Raw genomic sequence first — 23,941 nt, forward strand, 5'->3', positions numbered from 1 at the left:
GCCATGGCCATCGTCAACCTCAGAACGTCACGTTCGCCGACAGCCAGATCGTGCGCCCCGCCGGCGTGGTGCCCGCCACCGACGCGCCGCCCTGGAAGTACTCGTTGACCCAGGCCGAGGTGCCCGCTAGGTTCACCTGCTGGAACTTGCGGAAGTCCTTGTTGAACAGGTTGTTGATGTTGGCGTTCAGGCGCACGTTCTTCGACACCTGGTAGGAGCCACCGAGGTGGAACAGGTGGTAGGCCTTGATGTCGCCCACCGCGCGGTAGATCGCCAGGTTGTTGCCCGTGAGGCGCGCCGGGTCGCCGGTGAAGCGCGGGCTCTTGCCGCGGTATTCGCCGCGCAGCCAGAAGCGCCACTTGGCGTCGGGGTTCCAGTCGAGCTGCGCGTGCAGCAGGTGGCGCGCGGTGTCGGCCAGCTTGCCGTTCTTCACGCCGCCCTCGATCACTTCGCTGTCGGTCCAGGTGTAGCCCGCCTTCAGGCCCCAGGCCTTGGTGAGCTGCACGCGGCTGCTCAGTTCCATGCCCCAGGTCTTGGCCTGGTCGACGTTGACCGAGTAGTTGGCGGTGGGGTCGACGATGCAGCTGGAGATGCGCGCCACGCTGCAGTCGCCGCCGCTGGCGATCTTGTCCTTCACCTTGTTGTGGAACAGGGTCGCCGAGGCGGTCAGGCCCTTCTGGTTGTTGAACAGCGCCGACAGCTCGGTGCTGGTGCTGGTCTCGGGCTTGAGGTTCGGGTTGCCGATGTTGAGCGTGGCGCCCTGGCCGCTCACGCCGCTGATGCCGTCGATCAGCTGGTTCAGGCGCGGCGCGCGGAAGCCCTTGCTGACGCCGCCCTTGAAGGTCCACTGCGGCGTGGCGTCCCAGACCAGGTAGCCGCGCGGGCTCACGTGGCCGCCGAAGGCGCTGTGGTGGTCGTAACGCCCGCCCAGCGTGGCGGTGAGGCCGGGCGCGAGGCGCCATTCGTCTTCGGCGAACAGCGCCCACATGGTCTGGCTCTGCGAGCGCGGCAGCAGGCCGTCGACCAGCTTGGCGTCCCACCACTGGCCACCGACGGTGAGCACGTGGGCGTCGCCCACCGGCGCGACGAGCTTGCTGTCGAGCACCAGGTTGGTGGTCTTGAGTTCGCGCGCGCGGCCGCGGTCGGCTTCGTTCAGCCAGTACACGGTGCGGCGGGCCGCGGCATTGCGCGGAATGGCGCCGCCGGGAATCGTGCGGCCGACGGTTTCGGTGGTGGTGTGCATCAGGCTGCTTTCGACCGTGCCGAAGCCCAGGCGCCCGGTGTGGCCGATGGCGACCTGGTCGCGGTTGAAGCGCAGCGCGTCCAGGTAGCCGGGCGGGTTGTTGCCGGTGCGGTTGGGCGCGGCGGCGTCGCGCGTGCCCAGGCGGCCGTCTTCGTTGTCGTACCAGCTGCGGCCCGATTCCACGTCGAGCCAGATGTCGTGCTGGCGGTTGGGCGTGAGCATCAGGCGCCCGCCCACGCTGTGCTGGCGGCTCTCGGCCGGTGCCGGGTTGCGCGCCGTCGCGGGCTGCGCCTGGCCGGGGGCCAGCACCCAGTCGGCGGCTTCGCGGCGGTAGATGTTGCCGCGCAGGGTCAGGCCCAGCAGGTCGGTGGCCACGGGGCCGCTCAGGTAGACGCTGGAGCGCGTCTGCGAACCCCACTCGCTGTCCTGCGGAATGCCGGTTTCCATCGTGACCTGGCCGCCCCATTCGCGCGCCACCTTGCGCGTGATGATGTTGACCACGCCGCCCATGGCGTCGGAGCCGTACAGCGTGGACATCGGACCGCGGATGACCTCGATGCGCTCGATGGCCGCCAGCGGCGGCATGAAGCTGGTGTGCGCGGCGCCGAAGCCGTTGGGCGTCACGTCGCCGGCCACGTTCTGGCGCCGGCCGTCGATGAGGATCAGCGTGTAGTCGCTGGGCATGCCGCGGATCGAGATGTCCAGGCCCCCGGTCTTGCCGGTCGAGCCGCCCACGTCGATGCCTTCGACGTTCTGCAGCGCCTCGGCCAGGTCGCGGAACTGGCGCGTTTCCAGCTCCTGGCGCGTGATCACCGAAATGGACGCGGGCGCGTCCTTGAGTTCCTGCTCGAAGCCGGTCGCGCTGACGACGACCTCGCGCAGTTGTTGTTCAGCGGGCGTCTGGGCGAACAGGGCGGGAGAAAAAAGAGATGCGGCGGCCAGCGCCAGCACCGACGGACGCGGCCGACGGCCGCAACGCGAAAACAACATGCAAAAACTCCACGGGAAACGGCAGGAAAAACAGGGCCGCTCTCGGGATGCGTTGTTGTTGCGTACCAACTGATCAGCATCAATTCTATTGAGAATGAAAACAAATATTATTTGCATCCAGAACCATCGAAGGGACATTGCGAGAGGCCGATGGCGCTTCGTGTAGGCCCTGCTTCCGGCCACCCAGACAAACCCCATGTCAGCCGAAAGTTCATCTTGAATTCGGGGGCGGATACGTCATCTGGCGAATGGCAGCCCGCGAAGGGCGCTGTTACTCTGGAACAAGAAAAAAGAGAGGTCCGCCATGCTCACCATCCTTCAGAAAGCCGTGATCCTCGGGAAGGCCGGCGTCGATGTCCCGGCCCGTCCGCTGGACGACCTGTCGACGCCGATGGCCACCGGCTCGCCGGTGAAGGCGGAAGGCGTGTCGCAGAAGGCGCACGAATGGGCGCGGGCCGTCGAGACCCTGTACGTCACCTACGTCGCGGCGCGCGCCGCGAAGAGCCTGCGCGACGCCGAAGAGGCGCGGCAGTCGGCCATGCTGCGGCAACTGTCGGCCGCGGTGCAGGCCTGAGCACCATGGGACTGTTCGATTTCCTGAAGAAGAAAAAGCAGCCGGAAGTGGACATGCCGTCGACGCTCGAGGCCGGCATGGCCTCGCAGGCGGAAGACTTCATCGGCGCCTTCTCGCAACCCGGCGCGCCCATCGACAGCGCGGCGCTCGACTACTCCGAAGCCTCGCTGGTCCTGGTCGACCAGGTGCTCGAAGACTTCTTCCAGCAGCAGGCGCCCCTGCCCGACGACCTGCACTTCCTGGCCTCGGCCTACGTGTTCGAAACCGCACGCCGCGAGTTCGGCGGACGCTACCTGCGCGGCGACGACGACAACCCCTTCGTCCTCGTGATCGGCCCCGACAGCGCACAGGTCGGCGTCTGCGCGATGGCCAAGGTGCGCGGGCGCGCCGTCAACGGCCCCGAGGACAGCCTGGCGTTCTTCTACGCCGGCATCGCGCCCGTGGTGCAGCGCGGCGTGAGCGCCACGCTGATCTGACACAGCGGCAGCAGCGGGCGCCTCACGGCCCGCTGCCGCCCCCTGCCACCTCCCCTTCAGTCGAACTGCGTGGCGACCTGCCGCTGCGTGCCCAACCCTTCGATGCCCAACGTGACGACATCGCCGCGCTTGAGGTAGACCGGCGGCTTGAACCCCATGCCCACGCCGGGCGGGGTTCCGGTGGAAATGATGTCCCCCGGACGCAGGCTCATGAACTGCGAGAGGTACGCGATCAGGTAGCGCACGCCGTAGACCATGGTGGCCGTGGAGCCGCTCTGGCGCCGCACGCCGTTGACGTCCAGCCACATGTCCAGCTGCTGCGGGTCGGGCACTTCATCGGGCGTGACGAGCCAGGGTCCGATCGGTCCGAAGGTGTCGGCCGACTTGCCCTTGGTCCACTGGCCCTGGCGTTCGGTTTGAAAGGCGCGCTCCGACACGTCGTTGATCAGGCAGTAGCCCGCGACGTGGTCCATCGCATCCGCTTCGCTGACGTACTTCGCGGTCTTGCCGATCACCACGCCCAGCTCCACTTCCCAATCGGTCTTGGTGGAGCCGCGCGGAATTTCAAGCACGTCGTTCGGTCCACCGATCGCCGAGGTGGCCTTCAGGAAAACGATGGGCTCGGGCGGCACCGTGGCGCCCGTCTCGGCCGCGTGGTCCGAGTAGTTGAGCCCGATGCAGATGAACTTGCCCGAGCCGGCCACGCAGGCGCCGATGCGCGGAGTGCCTTCCACCAGCGGGAGAGTCTGCGGGTCGAGCGCGGCGATGCGCGCCAAGCCGGCAGGCAACAGCACATCCTGTGCGATGTCGTTCACGTGCGCAGAGAGGTCGCGCAAGCGCCCTTCCGCGTCGAGCATCGCCGGCTTTTCCTGGCCGACAGGCCCGTAACGCAACAGCTTCATTCGTCATTCCTTGGTTGTTTTTTGGTTGGCTATCTGGCGGCACTGCTGCGCGCCTTGCCAAGCTCGGAGAACAGCTCTTTCGTCAGCGCCGGATCGATCTGCTTGACGTGCTTGTCCGTGACCGGCACGAGCTTCTCGCGCAGGCGTTCGCGCTCGGCGGCGGGGAACTCGGTCAACACCATGCCCTGGCCCTTCAGGAACTCGGCGGCCCTGGCGTTGACGTCGCGGTTGGCGGCGCGCTGGAAGGGCTGCGTCTCCCGGGCCGCATCGAGAAGGATCTTGCGTTCGTCTTCCGACAGCTGCTCCCACCGCTTCTTGCTGAACAGCAGCACGACGGGGTTGAACACGTGCCGCGTGTTGGAGCCGTACTTCTGGATCTCGTAGTACTTCGAGGCTTCCACCAGCGAGTACGGATTTTCCTGGCCGTCGACGGCCTTCTGCTCCAGCGCGGTGTAGACCTCGGGCAGCGGCAGCGGCGACGGGTTGGCGCCCAGCGCGCGGAAGGCATCGATCATCACGGGGATCTGCATCACGCGCAGCTTCAGGCCCTGCAGGTCTTCCATCTTCGCCACCGGCCGCCGGCTGTTGGTGACGTTGCGAAAGCCGTGCTCGAAGTACGTGAGGCCGATCAACCCCTTCTCGGGCAGCTTGTCCAGCAGCTTGCGGCCGACCGGGCCATCGAGCACGAAGTCGGCTTCCTTCTCGTTGTTGAACAGGAACGGCAGGTCGAACAGCGAGAACTCCCGGGCCATGCCCGAGAGCAGACCCGGAATCGCCATCGTCATTTCCACCGTGCCGCCCTGCAGCGAGGCGATGACCGAGGCATCGCCGCCCAGCACGCCCGAAGGAAAGAGCTTCACCTTCATCTTGCCGCCGCTCTTTTTCTCGACGATCTCCGAGAAGCGCTGCGCCCCCATGCCCTGCGGATGCTCCTTCTGGTTCACGAAGGCGAACTTGAAGGTGCGCTCCTGGATGTTCTGCGCAGCGGCGAGGCCGGCCGCCAGGAACGCGCTCAGGACGAGGCAGGTGGCGGCCAGGCGATGCGGCAATTTCTTGGGCATGGGCGTCTCGGTGAAAGGGTGTGGCAACCCGCGCGCGATCAGACCGCGACGCGTTCGAACTGGACGCTGCGGCAGTCCATCTCGTACTCGAGGTCGACCACGGGCGGGCGGTTGTAGTGCCAGGTGAGCCCGTGCCGCGCGGCACCGCGCTTGACGATCTCGTCGGCGATGAAGGGATGGATGTCGTGCACCGTGTACAGCTGCGAGCCGGTGGTGCTGGCCCAGGTGAAGCCCAGCGACGCCAAGCGGCGTTCCATTTCGTCGAGCACCCACTGCGCCTTCTTCAGGATGGCGGGCGGCGAGGTGTCGCCCAGGCGCACGGCATGGTCGCGGTAGTGCCCCTTGCCTTCCGGCGCTTCGGCGCTGCCCGCCACCACGAACGACGCCGCCGCCTCGGCGTCGGGCACGGTGTAGCTGAAGGCATGGAACGAGGGCTCCGACGGCGGCGACAGCGCGGGGCACACGTTGCTTCGCGCCACCGGGTTCAGGTCGCCGATGAAGATGCCCCACTCCTTCAACGTGCCCACGTAGAGGTTGTTGAACTCGACGAAGCCCTGTTCAGTGAACGGTGCCGGGGACCGCAGTTCGCACGCGCAGAAGGCGGCCAGCGGACGCGAGGCCTCCTCCAGGATTTCCTTGATGCGCCGAAAGCCCTGCTTCAGGGGCAGGGGCTCCAGGAAGCGCACGCGCTCGATGCGAAACCCAGGTTCGGCGGCCACGCCAGCCGAGTACTGCTGGACGCCCGGAATGAACCGATAGCCGCCTGGGAGGGAGAGTTGGAGTGCCGACACGTGATTTCCTTTTTGGAGAGAGCGAGAGAAAAAGAGAGAGAACGGGCAGAAGAGCTCAGGGGATCTGGCTCCAGCGCTGGTTGGCCCCGCCATGGCAGGCGTAGGTGGACAGCGCCGTGCCCTGCGTGGTGGTCGAGCCGGGCACATCCAGGCACGCACCCGAAGACACCCGGTTGCGCAGCGTCGCCCCGACCACGCTCCACTGCGTGGCCGCGCCCGCCGTGCACGCCAGCTGCACCACCGGGCCGCCGCCGGCGTTGGTGTTGCCCTGCGCCAGGCACAGGCCGCTGTGCTTCGCGACGAACTGGCTGTAGCCGCCGCTGCTGTTGACGGTGAAGGTCTCGTTGGCGCCGTTGCCGCAGGCCCACTGCACCACCGTGGCGCCGCTGGCCGTCGAGCCGCCCGACACGTTGACGCACAGGTTGTTGCTCTCCGAGCGGATGCGCGTGTCGATCGCCGGTGCGGTGTCGAACGACTTCACGTACTCGCCCAGTGCCAGCAGGTCCGCCGCCGGCAGGCCCGAGGCATTGCCGTGGCCGCCCGCGAGCACGTCCTGCAGCGTGGCCTTCTGGCCGTTGTGGAAGAAGCTCGGGTTGCTCCAGGTGCCGTAGAGCGTCGGGGTGTCGAAGCCCACGCCGGACAGCGGCTGGTTGCTGCCCTTGCCCGACGAGAGCTGGATCGTGCCCACGTCGTGCCGCAGACCGTCGCGCAGGCTGCCGGCCGTGTGGCAGGTCGCGCACTGGGCCGTGTTGAACACGGTCTGGCCGCGCACCGCGTCCACGCTGAGGTTGCCGTCCGCCGCGCGGGCCGGGCTGCGCATGTACTTGTTCAGCGAGTTCAGGTAGGCCGCGAGATCGTCGAGCTGCGCGTTGCGGCCGGCCTTCGGCACGCCGAGCGGGTCGCCCGTGGCCGAGAAGTCGGCGTTGGTCAGGAAGCCCGTGCCGCCGAATTCGTTGCGGATGTCGTGCTCGAAGTCCTGCACCTCGTCGAAGTTGGCGGTCCAGTGCAGCTTGCCGTGGCCCGTGCCGCGCCGCCCTTGCAGGCTGATGGTGCGGCGCAGGCCTTCGCCGCGCTGCGTGAAGTCCCACACCATGCCGTCGTCGCTGCCATCGGCATGGCAGCTCGCGCAGGACATGTAGTTGTTCATGCTCATGCGCCGGTCGGACGCGTTGTAGAACACCTGCTTGCCGCGCAGTGCCGCGGCGGCCATCGGCTCCTGCGCGACCGTGGTGATGTTCTGCAGGAAGGCCGGGGCAGCCGACTCCGAGGACAGCACCTGCGCCACGTCGTGCACCGACACCGAGCGCGCCAGGAAGTTGTTGACGTACAGGCGCTTCCGCACCGCATCGAGGTACAGGCCGTGCGGCGCGCTGCTGGCGTTGATCTCGCCGCGCACCGAGCGGTTGTAGGCATCGACGATGGCGATGCGGTTGCCTTCCATCTGCGCCACGAAGATGTAGTCGCCGGCCGGCGAGTACAGCGCGGCGCGCGCGGGGGCGCGGTCGTTGAAGTCGAGCTGTTCGCTGAACACTTCCGCGGCCGTCTGCAGGTTCACCTGCGACAGGATGGAGCGCACGGTCTTGTCGTGCTCCAGCGGCAGGCCGTCGCGGAAGGTGCCGCGCACGATGTTGTCCTTCTTCGAAGGCAGGAGCGCACGCGCGCCGTCGGGCGAGATCACCACCTGGCTCAGGTAGTTGGGCACGCCGCGCGAGGCGGCCTCGGTGTCGACCGTGGTCGTGTCGACCGCCAGCGCGATCGGGGTGGCGCTGCTGAAGCTCTGCAGGTTCACCTTGTGCAGCTGGCCGCCCGTCATCTTCGACTTGAAGCGCGTCACGTAGGCCGACTGCGAACCCGCATCGACCGCGATGCCGCGCACCGCGCCTTCCAGGGGGAGCGTGCCGGTGGCAGCGCCGGTGGTCGGATCGAAGCTGACCAGGGCCGACTTGCTTTCCAGCGTCAGCAGGCCCTTGGTGCCATTGGGCGTGAAGACGACGCCGTAGGGGCCGCTGCCGTAGGCCAGCGGCACCGTCGTCGACAGCGTGCCGTCGGCCGCGTTGAGCGCCACCAGCTTGTCCTCGCCCTGCACCGTGACCCAGATGCGACCGTCCGGCCCCACGGCCAGCGTCTTCGGCTCGTCGCCCACGCGCACTTCCCAGCGCTTGGCGAAGGTCTGCGCGTCGATGGCGGCCACCGTGCCGCTGTCAGGGTTCACCGAATACACCGCGTTCGCATCGCCCGCGATGTTGGTCGTGTGCGTCGGCGCCGCCGCCGTGACGGGCGCGATCACCGTGAGGTTGTAGGTGTAGAAGGTCTCCTGGCCGTTCGCGGCCTTGACCGTCAGCGTCACGGTGTAGTGGCCGGGGCTGCTGTAGGTGTGCGTGATGCCGGGTTGCGAGGCGTACGCGCTCTGCGTGCCGTCGCCGAAGTTCCAGCGGAACTGCGCGCCGGTGGCACCGAGCGTGGCCGGGTTGAAGTTCAGCTGGCCGTTGACGATCTTCGGTGCACCCACGATGCCGGGATCGCCGATCACGGCCTGCGCCCGCAGCGCCGCCACGTCGGTGTCGCCGAGCACGCGGGCGTACACGCGCACTTCGGCCAGCGTGCCCTTGAAGAGCGCCGCATTGCCCTGGATCTGCCCCAGCAGCTGGAACCTGGTCGACAGGCCCTTGGTGCCGGTCGGGCCGGTCGACGTGGTCTTCACGCCATCGACGTACACCGCCTGCGCACCCGAGGCCGCGTCGCGCGTGAGCACGACGTGGTGCCAGTTGCCGTCGTTCACGGCGCTTTGCGAGCGCGTGCCCGCATGGTCGCCCACCGACAGCTTGATGTTGCCGGTGCTGTCGAGCCAGCCCCAGAACACGTCGTCGACGCCCGGCGACTGGTCGCGCCCGAAGATGCCGGGCGCGGTCCACGAACTGGCACTGCCCGCCTGCGTGGTCTTCATGTAGAAGCTCAGCGAGGCGGTGCCGCCCAGCGTGGTGGACACGCTGTCGTTCTTCAGTTGCACGCCCGTGGTGCGGTTCGCGAAGTTCAGGCCGATGCTCTCGAAGGCATCGCCGGTGGCGGGCGTGCCGTTGTTGGCGCTGATCTGGTCACCCAGGTTGCCCGTCAGCGCCCAGTGGTGCATCAGGTTGATGTCGTTGGCGTTGCCGGTGTTGAAGGTCGAGCGGTAGTCGGCCGCGATGGCGTTGCCCGCATAGTCCTTCAGGCCGTTGGCGGGCAGGAACACCTCGTAGGCGGTGCCCGGCTGCAGTGGCTGCGCGGGGTGGAAGTTGACGATGCCCAGCTGCACGCTGTAGGTGCCCGCCAGCGTGTTGCCACCGACCGGGCGCACGATGAAGGTGTTGGCGTTCACGCTCTCGGGCCGGATGCTGTCGGTCATGCCCAGGCCGATGCGCGAGGTGAGCGCCTGCTGCTTCGCACCGTTCACGGGCGAGACCTGCTTCACTTCGGGCTTGGTGGTGTCGGGGTCCACCGCATGCACGATGAAGCCGCTGCCCGAGCCGTGGTCGTTGCCGACGTAGATCAGGTTGCCGAACGGCGACACCTGGCCATGGTCGGAGCTCGAGAAATCGGGATGCGTCGTTGCGAACAGTCCGCCGCGCCCGACTTCGACGTGGTTGAGCGGGTTGCTCACATCGACCTTGTGGATGTAGTTCTGCGCGCCCTGGAACACGAAGTTGTCCTGCGTGCTGCAGTACAGCTGCTGGTTGATCACCAGCCGGTTGTCCTCGGCCACGAAGCGCGAGCGGTCGCTCAAGTCGTAGCCGTACATCTTGCCGCCGCTCTCCTGCGCCGAGGCGTAGACCTTCTTGCCGTCGAAGCAGGTGGAGTAGTAGCTGGCGGTGGACCCGGCAACGGTGTCGAGCACCTTGGGATTCAGCGGGTCCGAGATGTCCAGGCTGGCGAAGCCGCTGGTGTTGGTCATGGACGTCAGCACCATGTGGTTGCCCATGGTGAAGATCGGCCCCACGCGAAAGCCGCCGAGCTCGCCGGTCGGTATCGGGTTGGGCTTGCCGGCGCCGCGGTTCGCGAGCACTGCGTTCGCGGGGTCTGCGGCGTCGATGACGAACACGCCCTGCTCCGCCGCCGCCACGTACAGGTAGGGCGCCTGCCACCACAGCTGCCAGCTCACGTTGTTGTAGTCGCCCTTGTTGACGTTGGGCAGCACCAGCTTCTTCACCTGCTTGACGTCGTTGATGTCGGTGAAGTCCCAGAACTCCACGCCGAAGACGCTGGGCACGGCGACGTACTGCTTGCCGCCGATGGTGGCGATGCCGATGGAATGCGGCTCCCTCAGTTCCTTGGTGCGGCCGTCCGGCTCGTAGATGCGCTTGACGAGCCGCAGGTTGCGCGGATCGGAGACGTCGTAGAGCAGGAAGCCGCCGGGGCCCAGGCCGCCGTCGGGCGTGAACGTCGTCAGGAAGTAGCCGTTGATCATGAGGCCCACGTTCTGGCCGTAGTGGTACTTGGTGTACCCGGCGGTGGGGTGCGTCACGCTGCCCCCGGGGATCTTCGGCACGTCGGCGCCGGTGCCGGCTCCGACGCCGGTGTCGACCTCCTCCTTGATCATCGAGATGGGCTTGAACAGCTCGGCCTGCGTGTAGGTCAGGTTGCCCAGTCCGGGTCCTTGCAGCGGCAAGGGATCGGCCACCAGGTCAGCGGCCGCGGAGGCCATGCTGGTGGCGGCCTTCCTGATCGTGTCCAGGGGGTTCACCCCGGTGATCGCCGCATGCGTCAGCAACGCACAGCCGAACAGAAAACCTACCGCAAGAACTTTCTTGGTGCTCATTTTCATCCTCGCAAATTCGATCGGACGCCATCTTTCGGTGGGAAAAGATTCGACCGGAATCTAGCAGCGGATGCCTGCGCGAACGGCATTGAATTTCGAAGGGAGAGTTCGAATATTTAGATCATTGCTCAGGGTAAATGGTGATGTTTTGGCATAGGTTGTGCTTCAAAGTTCGGGCCTGAAAAAAGTGAATTCATTGCCCACCGATCGCCCATGAAGGAACACCCCATGTCTCACGCCGGTCTTGTCCAGCGCCTGCCCCGCCTGTCGAAGCGCAGCCTGCTGGGAGCTTCCCTGCTCGCGATGCTGTGCGCCGCACTGCCTCACCCCAGCGCCCACGCGCAGGGCCCGCGCAACTTCGCCACGCTGGCGATGGTGGCCGAGCCGCAGACGCTCGACCCGATGGCCTCCACGGCCGACCTGGTCGGAACCATCATGCAGCACGTGTACGAGACGCTGTACACCTTCGACGCCAAGTGGAACGTGGTGCCGATGCTGGCCGAGGGCATGCCCAAGATCTCGGCCGACGGCAAGACCTACGCCATCACGCTGCGCAAGGGCGTGGCGCTGCACAACGGACGCGAGCTCACGGCCGACGACGTGGTGGCCAGCCTGCAGCGCTGGATGGACCAGTCGCCGCGCGGCAAGGCCGTGGGCAAGGAGATCGAGAGCCTCAAGGCCAAGGGCCCGCTGGGCGTGGAGATCGTGCTGAAGGCGCCGTACGCGCCGCTGCTGTCGCAACTGGCATTGCCCAGCAATGGCACCGCCGCGATGATGGCCAAGGAATCGATGGCCTCGCCGCTGAAAGACTTCGTCGGCACCGGCCCCTACAAGTTCAAGGAGCGCCGCCCCGACCAGTTCGTGCTGCTCTCGCGCTTCGACAAGTACAGCGCGCGCAAGGAGCCCGCGAGCGGCTACGGCGGCAAGCGCGAAGCGGTCATCGAAGAACTGCGCTTCGTGCCCGTGCCCAACGCCAGCACGCGCGTCGAAGGTGCACTCGCCGGCCAGTACGACTTTGCCGACCTGCTGCCGGTGGAAGCGCTGCCGCGCCTGGGGAAGGCCAGTGGCAAGACGCTGCCGATCATCACGCCCGCGTTCGGTTTTCCGCTGGTGGTCTTCAACACCAAGGAAGGCCCGCTGGCCAGCCAGGCCGTGCGCCAGGCCCTGCAGACGGCGATGGGCCAGGGCGAGATGCTCGCGGCCGGCTTCGGCGACACGCGCTTCTTCATCGCGGAAGCGAACCACTTTCCCAAGAGTTCGCCGTTCTACTCGGCGGCGGGCACCGACCAGTACAACCAGCGCAACGCCACCAAGGCCAAGGATGCTGCCGCCAAGGCCGGCTACAAGGGCGAGCCAATCCGCGTGCTGACCAGCCGCCAGTACGACTTCCACTACAACATGTCGCTGCTGATGGCCGAGCAGCTCAAGCGCGCCGGCTTCAAGGTCGACCTCAACGTGGTCGACTGGGCCACGCTCACCCAGCGCCGCAACGACCCGCGGCTGTGGGAAATCTTCATCACCCATTCGGGGCTGTTCCCCGAGCCCATGCTGTCGCCACCGCAACTGGGCGACGGTGCACCAGGCTGGTGGGATTCGCCCGCCAAGAAGGCCTCGCTCAGTGCCTTCAACACCGAGAGCGATCCGGCCAAGCGCGGCGCGCTGTGGGGCAAGGTGCAGCAGGTGGTGTACGACGAGGTGCCCTACATCAGCGTCGGCAAGTTCAACGCGCTCTCGGCCAAGAGCCCGGCGCTGGACAACTACCAACCCACGAACTGGCCCTTCTTCTGGAATGTGAAGATCAAGTAGGAGGCGCGCTTGTTCCGTTTCATTGCCTCGCGCTTCGCCGGCATGCTCATCGTGCTGGCGTTGGTGGCCGTGCTGGTCTTCGTGCTCACGCGCGCCGCCTCGGGCGACCCCATCTCCGTGCTGCTGGGCGACCAGGCCACCGCCGCCGACATCGCCCGCGTACAGAAGGACTACGGGCTCGACAAACCGCTGCCCGTGCAGTTCGGCTACTGGCTGCGCGAAGTGCTGCAGGGCAACCTGGGCACCTCGATCTTCCTGCAGCGCCCGGTCACGCAGGCGCTGTGGGAGCGCGCAGAGCCCACCACCTTGCTCGCGCTGCTGGCGGTGGCCATCGCCGCGCTCATCGGTGTGCCCTGCGGCATCGTCTCGGCCGTGTTCCGTGGCCGCGTGGTCGACCAGTTCTTCACCGGCATCGCGATGCTGGGCGCGAGCATTCCCAGCTTCTGGCTGGGCATCGTGCTGATCCAGATTTTCGCGGTGTCCTTCGGCTGGTTCCCGGTGTCAGGCTACGGCGCGCCCGATGCGCCGTTTGCCGAGAGATTGCACGCGCTGGTGCTGCCGGCCACCGTGCTGGGCCTCTTGAACTCCGCACTCATCATCCGTTTCACGCGCGCCTCGATGCTCGACGTGCTGGGCGAGGACTACGTGCGCACCGCACGCTCCAAGGGCCTGAGCGAGAAGGTCGTCGTCTTGAAGCACGCGCTGCGCAATGCCTTGGTGCCCATCGTCACCGTGATCGGCCTCACCGTCGCTCTGATGATCGGCGGCGCTGTCATCACCGAGACCGTGTTCGGCCTGCCGGGCGTGGGCAACTTGGTGGTCAACGCCGTGCTGCGCCGCGACTACCCCGTCATTCAGGGCGCGCTGCTCGTGATCGCCGCGATCTACGTGCTCATCAATTTCTCGATCGACCTGCTGTACGCGGTGGTTGATCCGCGCGTGAAGGTCTGAACGATGCGCATGCCTCGAATGCTCCGCCAGCTGATGCACCGCCGCATCGTGATGGTCTCTGCCCTGGTGCTGCTGGTGATTGCCGTGCTCGCGATTGGTGCGCCGCTGTTCGCCTCAGCCGACCCCAACGACACAGCGGTGCTCCAGCGCCTGAAGGCGCCCAGCGCCGAACACCTGCTGGGCACCGACGAACTTGGGCGCGACATGTACTCGCGCATCGTGCACGGCGCCCGTTACTCGCTGGCCATTGCGGCACTCACCGCACTGGGCGCGGTCATCGCCGGCACCGTGCTGGGTTTGATGGCAGGCTTCTTCCGCCGCCTCGATGCACCCTTGATGCGCGTGGTCGACGCCATGATGTCCTTCCCCGACATCCTGCTGGCCATCGCGCTGGTGGCCATCCTCGGACCGTCGCTGATGAACACCGTGCTTGCACTGGTGCTGGTCTACACGCCCCGCGTGGCGCGGGTGGTGCGGGCCTCGACCTTGGTGGTGCGCGAACTGCTGTTCGTCGAAGCCGTGCGCGCTTTGGGCGTTCGCACCTCGCGCATCCTGTGGCGCCACATCCTGCCGAACCTGATGTCGCCGATCCTCGTGCAGGTGTCGTTCATCTTTGCGTACGCGATCCTGGCCGAAGCCGGCCTGTCGTTCCTGGGCGTGGGCGTACCGCCCGAGATCCCCACCTGGGGCACCATGGTCGCGGGCAGCCAGCAGTACGCGCACCAGGCCTTCTGGGTCGTGCTGTTCCCGGGCCTGGCGATCATCTTCACGGCGCTGTCGCTGCAATTGCTCGGTGACGGTGTGCGCGACTTGCTCGATCCGAAGCTCAAGAAGACCTCGTGATGACGAACGCCAACCAAACACCACGTCTCACGGTCACCAACCTGAGCACCAGCTTCCCCACCGAAGACGGCCTGATCCGTTCGGTGGCCGACGTGAGTTTCTCGATTCAACCCGGCAAGACCACCGCGCTGGTGGGCGAATCCGGCTCGGGCAAGTCGGTCACCAGCCTCACGCTGATGCGCCTGCTGCCCAAGACCGCCAACGCGCAGGTCAGCGGATCGGCTTCCTTCATCACACGCGAAGGCAAGACGCTCGACCTGCTGCAAATCGGCGAGCGCGAGATGCGCTCGCTGCGCGGCAACCAGCTGTCGATGATCTTCCAGGAGCCGATGACCAGCCTGAACCCGGTCTTCACCATCGGCGAGCAGATCGCCGAGAGCGTGCGGCTGCACAAGGGGCTGGACCGCAAGGCGGCATTGGCCCACGCGCTGCGCATGCTGGAGCTGGTGGAGATCCCGGCTGCCGCCCAACGCATCCACGAGTACCCGCACCAGCTGTCGGGCGGCATGCGCCAGCGCGTGATGATTGCGCTGGCCATGGCCTGCGACCCGACGCTGCTGATCGCCGACGAGCCCACCACCGCGCTGGACGTGACCATCCAGGCGCAGATCCTCGAACTCATGCGCCGGCTGCAGGCCGAGACGGGCATGAGCATCCTGTTCATCACGCACAACCTGGGCGTGGTGGCGCACCATGCCGACGACGTGGTGGTCATGTACTCGGGCCGCGTGGTCGAGCGTGCGCCCGTGCGGCCTCTGTTCGCGCAGCCGGAGCACCCGTACACGCAGGGCCTGCTGGCCTGCCTGCCGGGCAAGGCGCGCCAGCCCGGCCAGCCCAAGCCCAAGCGGCTGTTCGCCATTCGCGGGCAGGTGTCGAGCCCGCTGGCGCCGCCGCCGGGCTGTGCTTTCGAGCCGCGATGCGACCAGGCACTGCCCGAATGCCGAAGCGCGATGCCGCCGCTGATCGACATCCGCCAGGACCGCCAGGCGCGCTGCGTGCGCGTGCAGCCCGATGCCCAACTCGCGAGGGTCGCATGACCGCTGTTTCTGTTTCCTCTCCTCCTTCTTCCCCGCCCCTCATCGAAGTCCGAGGGCTCAAGAAGTACTTCGGCAGCAGCGAGCGCCCCGTGCGCGCAGTCGACGACGTGTCCTTCGCGATCCAGCCCGGCGAGACGCTGGGCCTGGTCGGCGAGTCGGGCTCGGGCAAGAGCACCATCGGGCGCACCGTGCTGCGCCTGGTCGAGCGCACCGAGGGCCAGGTGCTGTACCGCGGCGACGACATCGGCGAGCTCTCGGGCGAGCGCATGCGCAAGCTGCGCAGCAAGCTGCAGATCATCTTCCAGGACCCGTACGCCAGCCTGAACCCGAAGATGCGCATCAGCGCCATCCTGGGCGAGGCGCTGTCCACGCACGGGCTGCACAAGGGCGCGGCGGCACGCGACAAGCGCATTGCCGAACTGCTGGAGACCGTGGGCCTGCGCCCCGAGCACGCCAGCCGCTTCCCGCACGAGTTCTCGGGCGGCCAGCGTCAGCGCATCGGCGTGGCGCGCGCGCTGGCCGTGGAGCCCGAGTTCATCGTGGCCGACGAGCCGCTCTCGGCGCTCGATGTGTCGATCCAGTCGCAGGTCATCAATCTGCTGGCGGACCTGCGCGAGCGGCTGGGGCTGACCATGCTCTTCATCTCGCACGACCTCGATGTGGTCGAGTATTTGTGCGACCGCGTGGTGGTGCTGTACCTGGGCAAGGTGATGGAAGTGGCCACCACCGAGGAGCTGTTCGCGAACCCCTCGCACCCCTACACCCAGGCGCTGCTGGCTGCGAGCCCGAAGCCTGATCCCGAGCTGGCCACCGAGCGCATCGCCTTGAAGGGCGACATTCCCAGCCCGATCTCGCCGCCCTCGGGCTGCGTGTTCCGCACGCGCTGTCCGCATGCCATCGAGGCCTGTGCGCAGACGGTGCCGCCGCTCGAGGAGATTTCCCCCGCACACTACAGCGCCTGCATCCGCAAAGAACTGCTCCCCCACATCGCCGTTGCACGACCATGACCGACACCGTTTCTGCTACCCAAGACTTCATCGACCCGCTGCTGAGCGACCGTTTCAAGGGCTACCCGCGCACCCAGCCGCCGCGCCTGCGCAGTGAAGTCGGCGCCGCCGGCTGGAACGTGCTGGCCGGCGACCTGCCGCTGCCGCTGGCCGTGCTCAAGCGCGAGGCGCTCGAACACAACCTCCAATGGATGCAGGCACGCGTGCGCGAATGGGGCATCGACCTGGCACCGCACGGCAAGACCACCATGTCGCCGCAGCTGTTCCAGCGCCAGCTCGACGCCGGCGCCTGGGGCCTGACCTTCGCCACCGTCACGCAGCTGGCCGTGGGCGTGGCCGCCGGCGCGCGCCGCACGCTGATCGCCAACCAGGTCGTGAGCGACGAAGACCTCGCGGGCATCCAGCTGCTGCTGGCCGACCATGCGGATCTGCGTGTGGTGTTTCTGGTCGATTCGATCGCGCAACTGGCGCTGATCGAAGACTGGTCGAAGCGCCATCCCGCCAGCGTGCCTTTCGAGGTGATGCTCGAGATCGGCATCGACGGCGGACGCACCGGCTGCCGCACGCACGACGAAGCGGTCGCCGTGGCCAGCGCGGTGCGTGGCAGCAGCGCCGCGAAGCTGGTCGGCATCGAGAGCTACGAAGGCCTGAATGCCACCGGGTCCACCGAGCAGGACACCGCCTTTGCCAAGGCCCTGATGGACCGGATCGAAGCCGTGGCGCGCCACTGCGACACGCAGCAGCTCTTCGAGACCGACGAGGTGCTGGTCTCGGCCGGCGGCTCGGCCATCTTCGACCTCGTGGCGGGGCGGCTCAAGCCTGCGCTGGGCTCGCCCGTGCGCGGCCTGCTGCGCTCGGGCTGCTACGTGACGCACGACCACGGCTTCTACAAGCGCATGGTGAATGTGGCGGATGAGCGCATGGGTTGCGAGTGCGGCGAAGGGCTGACGCCGGCGATGGAGGTCTGGGCCAACGTGCAGTCGCGGCCCGAGCCCGGCCTGGCGATCCTTTCAGTCGGCAAGCGCGACGTCTCTTTCGACATGTCGATGCCCATTCCCATTGCGCTCGCAGCACGCGGTGCATTGCAATCGCACGCTGTGCCCGCCAGCTGGAAAGTCACGGCGCTGAACGACCAGCATGCCTACCTGCGTTGGGACGCGAGCGACGAAGCGCAGGCACCGGTCGTCGGCGACCGTGTCGGCCTGGGCATCTCGCACCCCTGCACCACCTTCGACAAATGGCACTGGATGCCCGTGGTCGAGAACGACTACCGCGTGAGCGATGCGGTCGTGATCCATTTCTGAGCAAGGCAACGCATCCCCCATGAACACACAGAAGAACAGCGCGACGCTGCTCGAAGCCGGCCTCGTGGTCGACGGCTCGGGCGGCCCTTCGTGGCCCGGCGACGTGCTGCTGCAGGGCGATCGCATCCTGGCGCTGGGCGACGGCCTGCGCACGCGGCTGCCTGCAGGGTTGAACATCGCCGACGTCGACGTGGTCGACTGCCGCGGCAAGGTGATCGCGCCCGGCTTCATCGACGCCCACACGCATGACGACGCCATCGTGCTGCGCGACCCGCTGTGCCTGCCCAAGGTGTCGCAGGGCATCACCTCCGTGGTCACGGGCAACTGCGGCATCTCGCTGGCGCCGTACCGCACGCCGCAGTCGAAGCCGCCGCTCACGCTGCTGGGTGCCGACTCGTTCAAGCACGCGACCATGGCCGAGTACCGCGCCGCGGTTGATGCGACGCAGCCCGCGCTCAACGTGGCCGCGCTCGTGGGCCACACCACGCTGCGCTTCGCGGCAATGCAGGCACTCGACCGGCCCGCGAACGGCGATGAACTGGCACACATGGCCGCACTGCTCGACGACTGCATGGCCGCCGGCGCGCACGGCCTGTCATCGGGCCTGTTCTACGAAGAGGCCTTTGCTGCGCCGGCCGAAGAAGTCACCGCGCTCGCGCGCGTCGTGGCGCGCCATGGCGGCGTCTACGCCACGCACCTGCGCAGCGAGATGCAGCAGATCATCGAGGCGATGCACGAGGCCGGCGACTCGGCGTTCGAGGCCGGCGTTCCCTTGATCATCTCGCACCACAAATGCGCAAGCCCCGCCAACTGGGGCCGCACGAAGGAGACCCTGCCGCTGATCGACGCGCTGTCGCAGCGCCAGGAGATCGCGATGGACGTCTACCCGTACGTCGCCGGCTCCACCGTGCTGCGCGAGGACATGGTGGACGGCGTCATCGACGTGCTGCTGACCTGGTCCGAGCCCCACCCGGAGATGACCGGGCGCCTGATCTCCGATATCGCACGCGAATGGGGCACGACGGAGCAGGAGGCCAGCCTGCGCCTGAAGCCCGGCGGTGCGTGCTATTTCCTGATGCAGGAAGAAGACGTGGAACGCGTCATCGCGCATCCGCGCAGCATGATCGGCAGCGACGGCCTGCCGCACGACCGTCATCCGCATCCGCGCCTGTGGGGTGCGTTCCCGCGCGTGTTTGCGCGCTACTGGCGCCAGCGCAAGCTCTTCACGCTGGAGCAGGCGGTGCACAAGATGACCGGCATGACGGCGCGCAACCTGCGCATCGCGGATCGCGGCCTGCTGCGCGTCGGCACCATGGCCGACGTGGTGGTGTTCGACCCCGAGACCATCACCGACACCGCGACCTACGACCAGCCGCTGGGCGTGAGCGAAGGCATCGAACGCGTGTTCGTGAACGGCGTGCTCGCGTACCGCGGTGCGAACGAGGCGCGCGTGCTCGCGCGCGCGGGGCGCATGCTGACACGGCAATCACGCGCCGCGAACTGAGCGTCGCCGCGCCCCTTCCCCGCCATCCCGTAGAGTGCACGCATGATCGAATCCACCACCCTTCGGTACTTCTACGAGGTCGCGGCCTTTGGCTCCGTGCGCGTGGCGGCGGAAAAGCTCTTCGTGGCCCAGAGCGCCGTGAGCCGGCAGATCGCGCTGCTGGAAGACGAACTGGGCGTGCCCGTCTTCGAACGCCATGCACGGGGCATGGCACTGACCGCGGCCGGCGAACTGCTGCTGCGCTATGCGCAGGACAACAAGACGCAGCTGGCCGACCTGAAGGGCCAGATCCACGAGTACGAGACGCTGGCCAAAGGTCACGTGCGGGTGGGGTGCGTGGAAGGCATCCTGCACGGCCTGCTCACCAGCTTCATGCCGAGCTTCATCCGCACGCACCCGGGCATCACCTTCTCGCTCGATCTCATGGGCTCGCATGCGGTGGGCGAGTCGGTGGCGGAGCACAAGTACGACCTGGGCATTTTGTTCGGCGCCTCGCCGCGCCCCGACCTCATCGAGCTGCAGAAGATCGAGCAGCCGCTGTGCGTGATCGCTTCGACGCAGCATCCCCTGGCACAACAGCGCAGCTGCACGCTCGCGGAAGTCGCCGACGCGCCGCTGGCGTTGCCCGACCGTTCCTTCGGCCTGCGCCAACTGGTCGACCGCGTCAGCTCCAAGGGCAAGTTCAAGCTGAACATCGCGGTCGAGACGAATTCGCTGTCCTTTGCGAGCCGGCTGGTCGCAGAGTCGGACCTCATCACCTTCCAGCCGAGCGACGTGGTCGCGCCGCTGATCGAAGCCGGCAAGGTGGTGGCCATTCCGCTCACCGATGCGTCGCTGCGCTCGGCGCGCGCCACGCTGGTCGCGAGCTATTCCCGGCGGCTGTCGCTTGCGGCGAATCACCTGTCGCAGTCGCTGATCGCCTACATGCAGGGGTGGCAGCGGCCCGTGAAGCCGGGGCGTGCCACCGCCGCTCGCACGCCCGCCAGGGGAAAGCCGGAGTAGTCCCCGCGCGCGGGATCGTCGGCATCGAAGGGCTCAACCCGGCAGCGTGACCGTGATCATCTTGATTTCGGTCATCGCCTCCAGCGTGTGCATGCCGCCCAGCCGGCCGATGCCGCTCTTCTTGCCGCAGCCACCGCCAAAGGGCAGGTGGATTTCCCACCAGGTGGTGCCCGCGTTGATGTTGACGATGCCGGCGGGGATCGCCTTGGCCATGGCGATGCCGCGGCCGATGTCTTGGGTGAAGACACCCACCGAGAGTCCGTAGTCGTTCTGCAAGGCCAACGCCAGGGCCTGCGCTTCGTCCTGGAAGGCGATGACCGGCACGACGGGGCCGAAGGTTTCTTCGCGGCACAGCCGCATGTCGGGCGTGACGTCGCGCACCACGGTCGGCTCGAAGAAGAGGTCGCTGCCCAGGTCCGGCCGCGCCCGGCCGCCGCACAGCACGCGCGCACCCTGTTCAACGGCCTCGTCCACATGCGCGCGCACCTTGGCCGCCACCTTGGCGTTGTTGAGCGGCCCCATGGTCGTGGCGGGATGCAGGGGATTGCCCGGCACCTGGTCGGCGGCCCGGGCGACCAGCTTGTCGCAGAGGCGGTCGACCACGCTGGCATGGGCCAGCACACACCCCGTCGCTGCGCACACCTGCCCCGCGTTGAAGAACGCGCCGCCCGCCGCTGCAGCGGCTGCCGCATCGAGGTCGGCATCTTCACAAACGATCAGGGGCCCGTTGCCTCCGAGCTCGAGCAGCAGGGGCTTTCCGGCGCCTCGCTCGGCGATGCGCTGGCCCGTCGCGGTGCTGCCGGTGAAGGCGATGGCGGTCACGTCCGGATGCACCACCACCGCGTCGCCCACGGTCGCGCCCTCGCCGATCACCAGATTGAGAACGCCAGCGGGCAGGCCAGCCTTTTCGATGGCCGCCATCAGCGCGCAGGCCACGAGTGCGGTGGACGGCGCAGGCACCCAGACGAGAGTGTTGCCGGTGGCGATGCCGGGGGCGATGTATTCCACCGGGATGTTGACCGGGAAGTTCCAGGGCGTGATGACGCCATACACGCCGCGCGGCTGCCGCAGCGTCATGACGAGCTTGCCCGGGTCTTCCGCCGGCAGCGTCTTGCCGCCCATCTGCTTGACGAGTTCGGCGGCAAGCCGGAAGCCATCAGCGGCCTTGGCGACCTCGCCCAGCGCCTCGGCCAGGACCTTGCCCTGCTCGCACGACAGCGTGTGCGCGAGGGCCTCGCGCGCGGCATCGATCTCGGCCGCGATCGCCATGCACATCGCGGCGCGTTCGAACACGGGCGTAGCAGCCCACGCGTTGGCCGCGGCCTTGGCGGCGGCGACCGCCGCGTTCGCCGTCTCGCGGCCCGACCGGGGCACGGTGGCGATGGTTTCGCCGTTGGCCGGGTTGACCACCGGCAGGGTGTCGACGGTGGTCGACCAGCGCCCGCCGATGTGGTTGCCCGTTTCGACTTCGGGCATACGGTTGCTGCTCATCGCCTAGCCGTACGAATACGCGATCGACGCGGCGTGGCGCGGGCCTTCGCTGCCGCCGGCACGCGAATCCACGCTGGACGCGGACGGCCTGTACCCGGCCGGCGCCGGGGCCGCGACGCCCACATGGCGCTCGGTCTGCGCATCGAAGCAATGGGTCGATGCGGCCTCGCGGACCTGCAGGTGCACGAGGTCACCGGGCTTGAGGGCCACGCGATCGTGCACGGACACGCACCAGGGCGTCTCGCTGCCCGCCACGGTGCCGTAGATCTGCGTCTTGTCGCCCGTCGACTCCGTGAGGATCACGCGCAACGCCAGGCCTTCCGGGGCCAGCTGCAGGTGCTCGGGCCGCAGCCCCAGCAGCACGTGCTGTCCATCGGCCAGCAGGGGTGTGCACCCGGACGTGGGCAGGTCCCAGGCCTGGCCGTCGGGCAGCGCGAGCCAGGTGCGGCCGTGTGCGCGATGCACCTGTCCCTGCGTGAAGTTCATGGCGGGCGAGCCGATGAAGCCCGCCACGAAGCGGTTGACCGGGCGGTCGTAGAGCTCGAGCGGCGCACCGACCTGCTCCACCCGGCCCGCGCGCATCACGACGATGCGGTCGGCCATGGTCATGGCTTCCACCTGGTCGTGCGTGACGTAGACCATGGTGTTGCCCAGGCGCTGGTGCAGGGCCTTGATCTCGGCGCGCATCTGCACGCGCAGCTGCGCATCCAGGTTGGACAGCGGCTCGTCGAAGAGGAACAGCGCGGGCTCGCGCACCACGGCGCGGCCCATGGCGACGCGCTGGCGCTGTCCGCCCGAGAGCGCGCGCGGCAAGCGGTCCAGGTACGGGGTGAGGTTGAGCAGGCCGGCGGCTTTTTCGATGCGCGGGCGGAAGTCGCTTTCTGCCTCGCCGCGCGTGCGCGGGCCGAAGGCGATGTTCTCGTAGACCGACAGGTGCGGGTAGAGCGCATAGCTCTGGAACACCATCGAGATGTTGCGCTTTTGCGGCGACAGGTCGTTGGCGCGCGCACCGCCGATGCGCAGCTCACCGCCGCTGATGGGCTCCAGCCCCGCGATCATGCGCAGCAGCGTCGACTTGCCGCAGCCCGAGGGGCCGACGAGCACGACGAACTCGCCGTGGGCAATGTCCAGGTCGATGCCGTGCACGACGGGCACGCCGGCGAAATCCTTACGCAGTTGCTTGAGTTGAACCTGAGCCATGGGGTCTCCTTGTCTTTGTGGAAGTGAGTCGCTGGCTCAGTAGTCTTCGACGGTGATCTCGCGGGCCATCGGCAGGATGCCCGCCATGAGGCCCGCATCCACCGGCAACGCCACGCCCGTGATGACGCGCGCGGCGGGCGACGCCAGGAAGAGCACGGCATCGGCCACGTCGTCGGGTGTCGCGAAGTCGCCCAGCGGATACCACTTCTTCAGTTGCTCGAACACCTGCGGGTTCTTGTCGGCCCGCGCCTGCCAGGCGGGCGTCTTGACGGTGCCCGGCAGCACGATGTTGGCGCGGATGCCGTAGGCGCCCAGCTCCATGGCAAGCGAGCGGGTGTAGCTGACCAAAGCGGCCTTGGCCGCGCTGTAGGCCGGGTGGCCGAGCGTGGTCAGCGCGTTGACCGAGCCGATGAGCACCAGCTGCCCGCTGCGGCGCTCGACCATGGCGTGGCGCACCGCCTCCACGCAATGGAACGCGCCATTCAGGTTGAGCTGGATGTCGGCCTGCCAGTCCTGCGGCGTGGTCTTTCGCACCGTCGGCCCGCGCGCGGCGCCCACGTTCGACACCAGCACATCCACCGGGCCGACAGCCGCAACGGCCGTGGCCACCTTGTCGCACAGGCCTGCGCAGTCGGTGACGTCCGCCACCAAAGGATGCAGCCGCGCCAGATCGTCAGCACTCACGCCCTGCCCGGCCAACACGGCCGCCAGGCGTTCCAGTGCGCCCGCGTCGTGGTCCAGCGCGATCAGCCGGTCGCCCGCCTGCAGCACGCGGCGGCACAGGGCCTGGCCGATGCCGCCCGCGGCGCCCGTGACCAGCGTCACGCGCCGGGACGGCGCGTGGGGATGAACCGAAGACGGAGTCGAAATTGATGTGTCCACGCAATGCGCCCTGTGAATTGCCAATACCTCTCCCGACCGGGCGGCAATGAATTACCGCGCGCAATTCGAGCTCGAATTTTGAAGC

Annotated in this window: 18 protein-coding genes; 10 read left to right on the plus strand and 8 right to left on the minus strand. The window is 67.7% G+C overall.

Translation table 11 applies throughout. From position 1 onward, the window contains the following. Nucleotides 1-19: 19 nt before the first annotated feature. Nucleotides 20-2,233, minus strand: coding sequence for a TonB-dependent receptor domain-containing protein (locus AC1RAA_RS17600; protein WP_095746722.1), 2,214 nt, complete (start codon nt 2,231-2,233; stop codon nt 20-22). A 304-nt stretch (nt 2,234-2,537) separates the two neighbouring features. Here AC1RAA_RS17600 and AC1RAA_RS17605 point away from each other — a divergent pair, with 304 nt between their 5' ends. Together AC1RAA_RS17605 and AC1RAA_RS17610 are read left to right on the plus strand one after the other, a co-directional pair. Beyond that, a complete protein-coding gene (locus AC1RAA_RS17605) occupies nt 2,538-2,807 on the plus strand; it encodes a hypothetical protein (RefSeq protein WP_307589336.1) in 270 nt (89 codons plus the stop codon). Nucleotides 2,808-2,812: 5 nt separating this feature from the next. Continuing rightward, nucleotides 2,813-3,283 carry a hypothetical protein gene (locus tag AC1RAA_RS17610; protein ID WP_159272956.1) on the plus strand — a complete coding sequence of 157 codons (471 nt, stop codon included), beginning with the start codon at nt 2,813-2,815 and terminating at the stop codon, nt 3,281-3,283. 56 nt (nt 3,284-3,339) lie between these two features. Here the strand turns inward: AC1RAA_RS17610 and AC1RAA_RS17615 are convergent, their stop codons facing one another. Genes AC1RAA_RS17615 through AC1RAA_RS17630 form a run of 4 tightly spaced genes read right to left on the minus strand, consistent with a single transcriptional unit; the run spans nt 3,340 to nt 10,829 of the window. Then, nucleotides 3,340-4,185 (minus strand): fumarylacetoacetate hydrolase family protein, encoded by an 846-nt coding sequence (locus AC1RAA_RS17615; protein WP_492730993.1) that lies wholly within the window; start codon nt 4,183-4,185, stop codon nt 3,340-3,342. 29 nt (nt 4,186-4,214) lie between these two features. Next, nucleotides 4,215-5,246, minus strand: coding sequence for a TRAP transporter substrate-binding protein (locus AC1RAA_RS17620; RefSeq protein WP_492730991.1), 1,032 nt, complete (start codon nt 5,244-5,246; stop codon nt 4,215-4,217). A 38-nt stretch (nt 5,247-5,284) separates the two neighbouring features. After that, nucleotides 5,285-6,037, minus strand: a complete 753-nt coding sequence (gene cnbZ, locus AC1RAA_RS17625; RefSeq protein WP_062479841.1) for a 2-amino-5-chloromuconate deaminase CnbZ — start codon at nt 6,035-6,037, stop codon at nt 5,285-5,287. A gap of 55 nt (nt 6,038-6,092) precedes the next feature. Next, complete coding sequence (locus tag AC1RAA_RS17630) at nt 6,093-10,829, minus strand: Ig-like domain-containing protein (RefSeq protein WP_492730988.1); 4,737 nt, start codon at nt 10,827-10,829, stop codon at nt 6,093-6,095. A gap of 228 nt (nt 10,830-11,057) precedes the next feature. On the opposite strand from AC1RAA_RS17630, the gene AC1RAA_RS17635 reads away from it, so the two are divergent. From AC1RAA_RS17635 to AC1RAA_RS17670, 8 genes are read left to right on the plus strand one after another with little or no spacing between them, the layout of a single operon-like run. Then, nucleotides 11,058-12,635, plus strand: a complete 1,578-nt coding sequence (locus AC1RAA_RS17635) for an ABC transporter substrate-binding protein (RefSeq protein WP_492730986.1) — start codon at nt 11,058-11,060, stop codon at nt 12,633-12,635. A gap of 9 nt (nt 12,636-12,644) precedes the next feature. Next, a complete protein-coding gene (locus AC1RAA_RS17640) occupies nt 12,645-13,586 on the plus strand; it encodes an ABC transporter permease (RefSeq protein ID WP_095746728.1) in 942 nt (313 codons plus the stop codon). A gap of 3 nt (nt 13,587-13,589) precedes the next feature. Next, nucleotides 13,590-14,429, plus strand: a complete 840-nt coding sequence (locus tag AC1RAA_RS17645) for an ABC transporter permease (protein ID WP_307697169.1) — start codon at nt 13,590-13,592, stop codon at nt 14,427-14,429. Beyond that, a complete protein-coding gene (locus AC1RAA_RS17650) occupies nt 14,429-15,466 on the plus strand; it encodes an ABC transporter ATP-binding protein (protein ID WP_492730984.1) in 1,038 nt (345 codons plus the stop codon). Before AC1RAA_RS17645 ends, AC1RAA_RS17650 begins: the two co-directional genes overlap by 1 nt. Beyond that, the gene (locus AC1RAA_RS17655; RefSeq protein WP_492730980.1) at nt 15,463-16,473 is read left to right on the plus strand and encodes an ABC transporter ATP-binding protein; all 1,011 of its coding nucleotides are present in this window, start codon (nt 15,463-15,465) and stop codon (nt 16,471-16,473) included. The genes AC1RAA_RS17650 and AC1RAA_RS17655 overlap by 4 nt, the downstream gene beginning before the upstream one ends. Next, complete coding sequence (locus tag AC1RAA_RS17660) at nt 16,470-17,777, plus strand: amino acid deaminase (protein WP_492730978.1); 1,308 nt, start codon at nt 16,470-16,472, stop codon at nt 17,775-17,777. The genes AC1RAA_RS17655 and AC1RAA_RS17660 overlap by 4 nt, the downstream gene beginning before the upstream one ends. A 19-nt stretch (nt 17,778-17,796) precedes the next feature. Further along, entirely contained in the window at nt 17,797-19,281 is a 1,485-nt protein-coding gene (locus tag AC1RAA_RS17665; protein WP_492730976.1) for an N-acyl-D-amino-acid deacylase family protein, read from the plus strand. Nucleotides 19,282-19,323: 42 nt separating this feature from the next. Beyond that, nucleotides 19,324-20,283 (plus strand): LysR family transcriptional regulator, encoded by a 960-nt coding sequence (locus AC1RAA_RS17670; RefSeq protein ID WP_062481526.1) that lies wholly within the window; start codon nt 19,324-19,326, stop codon nt 20,281-20,283. Between the two features lie 33 nt (nt 20,284-20,316). Here AC1RAA_RS17670 and AC1RAA_RS17675 read toward each other — a convergent pair whose 3' ends face one another. Genes AC1RAA_RS17675 through AC1RAA_RS17685 form a run of 3 tightly spaced genes read right to left on the minus strand, consistent with a single transcriptional unit; the run spans nt 20,317 to nt 23,799 of the window. Next, nucleotides 20,317-21,774: an aldehyde dehydrogenase family protein gene (locus AC1RAA_RS17675; protein ID WP_492730971.1), complete on the minus strand. Its 1,458-nt coding sequence runs from the start codon at nt 21,772-21,774 to the stop codon at nt 20,317-20,319. Between the two features lie 3 nt (nt 21,775-21,777). Next, nucleotides 21,778-22,974 (minus strand): ABC transporter ATP-binding protein, encoded by a 1,197-nt coding sequence (locus AC1RAA_RS17680; protein WP_492730969.1) that lies wholly within the window; start codon nt 22,972-22,974, stop codon nt 21,778-21,780. Between the two features lie 36 nt (nt 22,975-23,010). Continuing rightward, entirely contained in the window at nt 23,011-23,799 is a 789-nt protein-coding gene (locus tag AC1RAA_RS17685) for an SDR family oxidoreductase (protein WP_492730967.1), read from the minus strand. Nucleotides 23,800-23,941 lie beyond the last annotated feature (142 nt).

The organism is Variovorax sp. GW823-FHT04F07 (assembly GCF_058795995.1).

Excerpts from the sequence above, each read along its gene's own strand:
- AC1RAA_RS17660 (WP_492730978.1), top strand. The coding sequence starts at position 16,470 with ATGACCGACACCGTTTCTGCTACCCAAGACTTCATCGACCCGCTGCTG.
- AC1RAA_RS17675 (WP_492730971.1), bottom strand. The coding sequence starts at position 21,774 with ATGAGCAGCAACCGTATGCCCGAAGTCGAAACGGGCAACCACATCGGC.
- AC1RAA_RS17620 (WP_492730991.1), bottom strand. The coding sequence starts at position 5,246 with ATGCCCAAGAAATTGCCGCATCGCCTGGCCGCCACCTGCCTCGTCCTG.
- AC1RAA_RS17650 (WP_492730984.1), top strand. The coding sequence starts at position 14,429 with ATGACGAACGCCAACCAAACACCACGTCTCACGGTCACCAACCTGAGC.
- AC1RAA_RS17670 (WP_062481526.1), top strand. The coding sequence starts at position 19,324 with ATGATCGAATCCACCACCCTTCGGTACTTCTACGAGGTCGCGGCCTTT.
- AC1RAA_RS17600 (WP_095746722.1), bottom strand. The coding sequence starts at position 2,233 with ATGTTGTTTTCGCGTTGCGGCCGTCGGCCGCGTCCGTCGGTGCTGGCG.
- AC1RAA_RS17680 (WP_492730969.1), bottom strand. The coding sequence starts at position 22,974 with ATGGCTCAGGTTCAACTCAAGCAACTGCGTAAGGATTTCGCCGGCGTG.
- AC1RAA_RS17630 (WP_492730988.1), bottom strand. The coding sequence starts at position 10,829 with ATGAGCACCAAGAAAGTTCTTGCGGTAGGTTTTCTGTTCGGCTGTGCG.
- AC1RAA_RS17645 (WP_307697169.1), top strand. The coding sequence starts at position 13,590 with ATGCGCATGCCTCGAATGCTCCGCCAGCTGATGCACCGCCGCATCGTG.
- AC1RAA_RS17615 (WP_492730993.1), bottom strand. The coding sequence starts at position 4,185 with ATGAAGCTGTTGCGTTACGGGCCTGTCGGCCAGGAAAAGCCGGCGATG.
- AC1RAA_RS17655 (WP_492730980.1), top strand. The coding sequence starts at position 15,463 with ATGACCGCTGTTTCTGTTTCCTCTCCTCCTTCTTCCCCGCCCCTCATC.
- AC1RAA_RS17635 (WP_492730986.1), top strand. The coding sequence starts at position 11,058 with ATGTCTCACGCCGGTCTTGTCCAGCGCCTGCCCCGCCTGTCGAAGCGC.
- AC1RAA_RS17605 (WP_307589336.1), top strand. The coding sequence starts at position 2,538 with ATGCTCACCATCCTTCAGAAAGCCGTGATCCTCGGGAAGGCCGGCGTC.
- AC1RAA_RS17665 (WP_492730976.1), top strand. The coding sequence starts at position 17,797 with ATGAACACACAGAAGAACAGCGCGACGCTGCTCGAAGCCGGCCTCGTG.
- AC1RAA_RS17610 (WP_159272956.1), top strand. The coding sequence starts at position 2,813 with ATGGGACTGTTCGATTTCCTGAAGAAGAAAAAGCAGCCGGAAGTGGAC.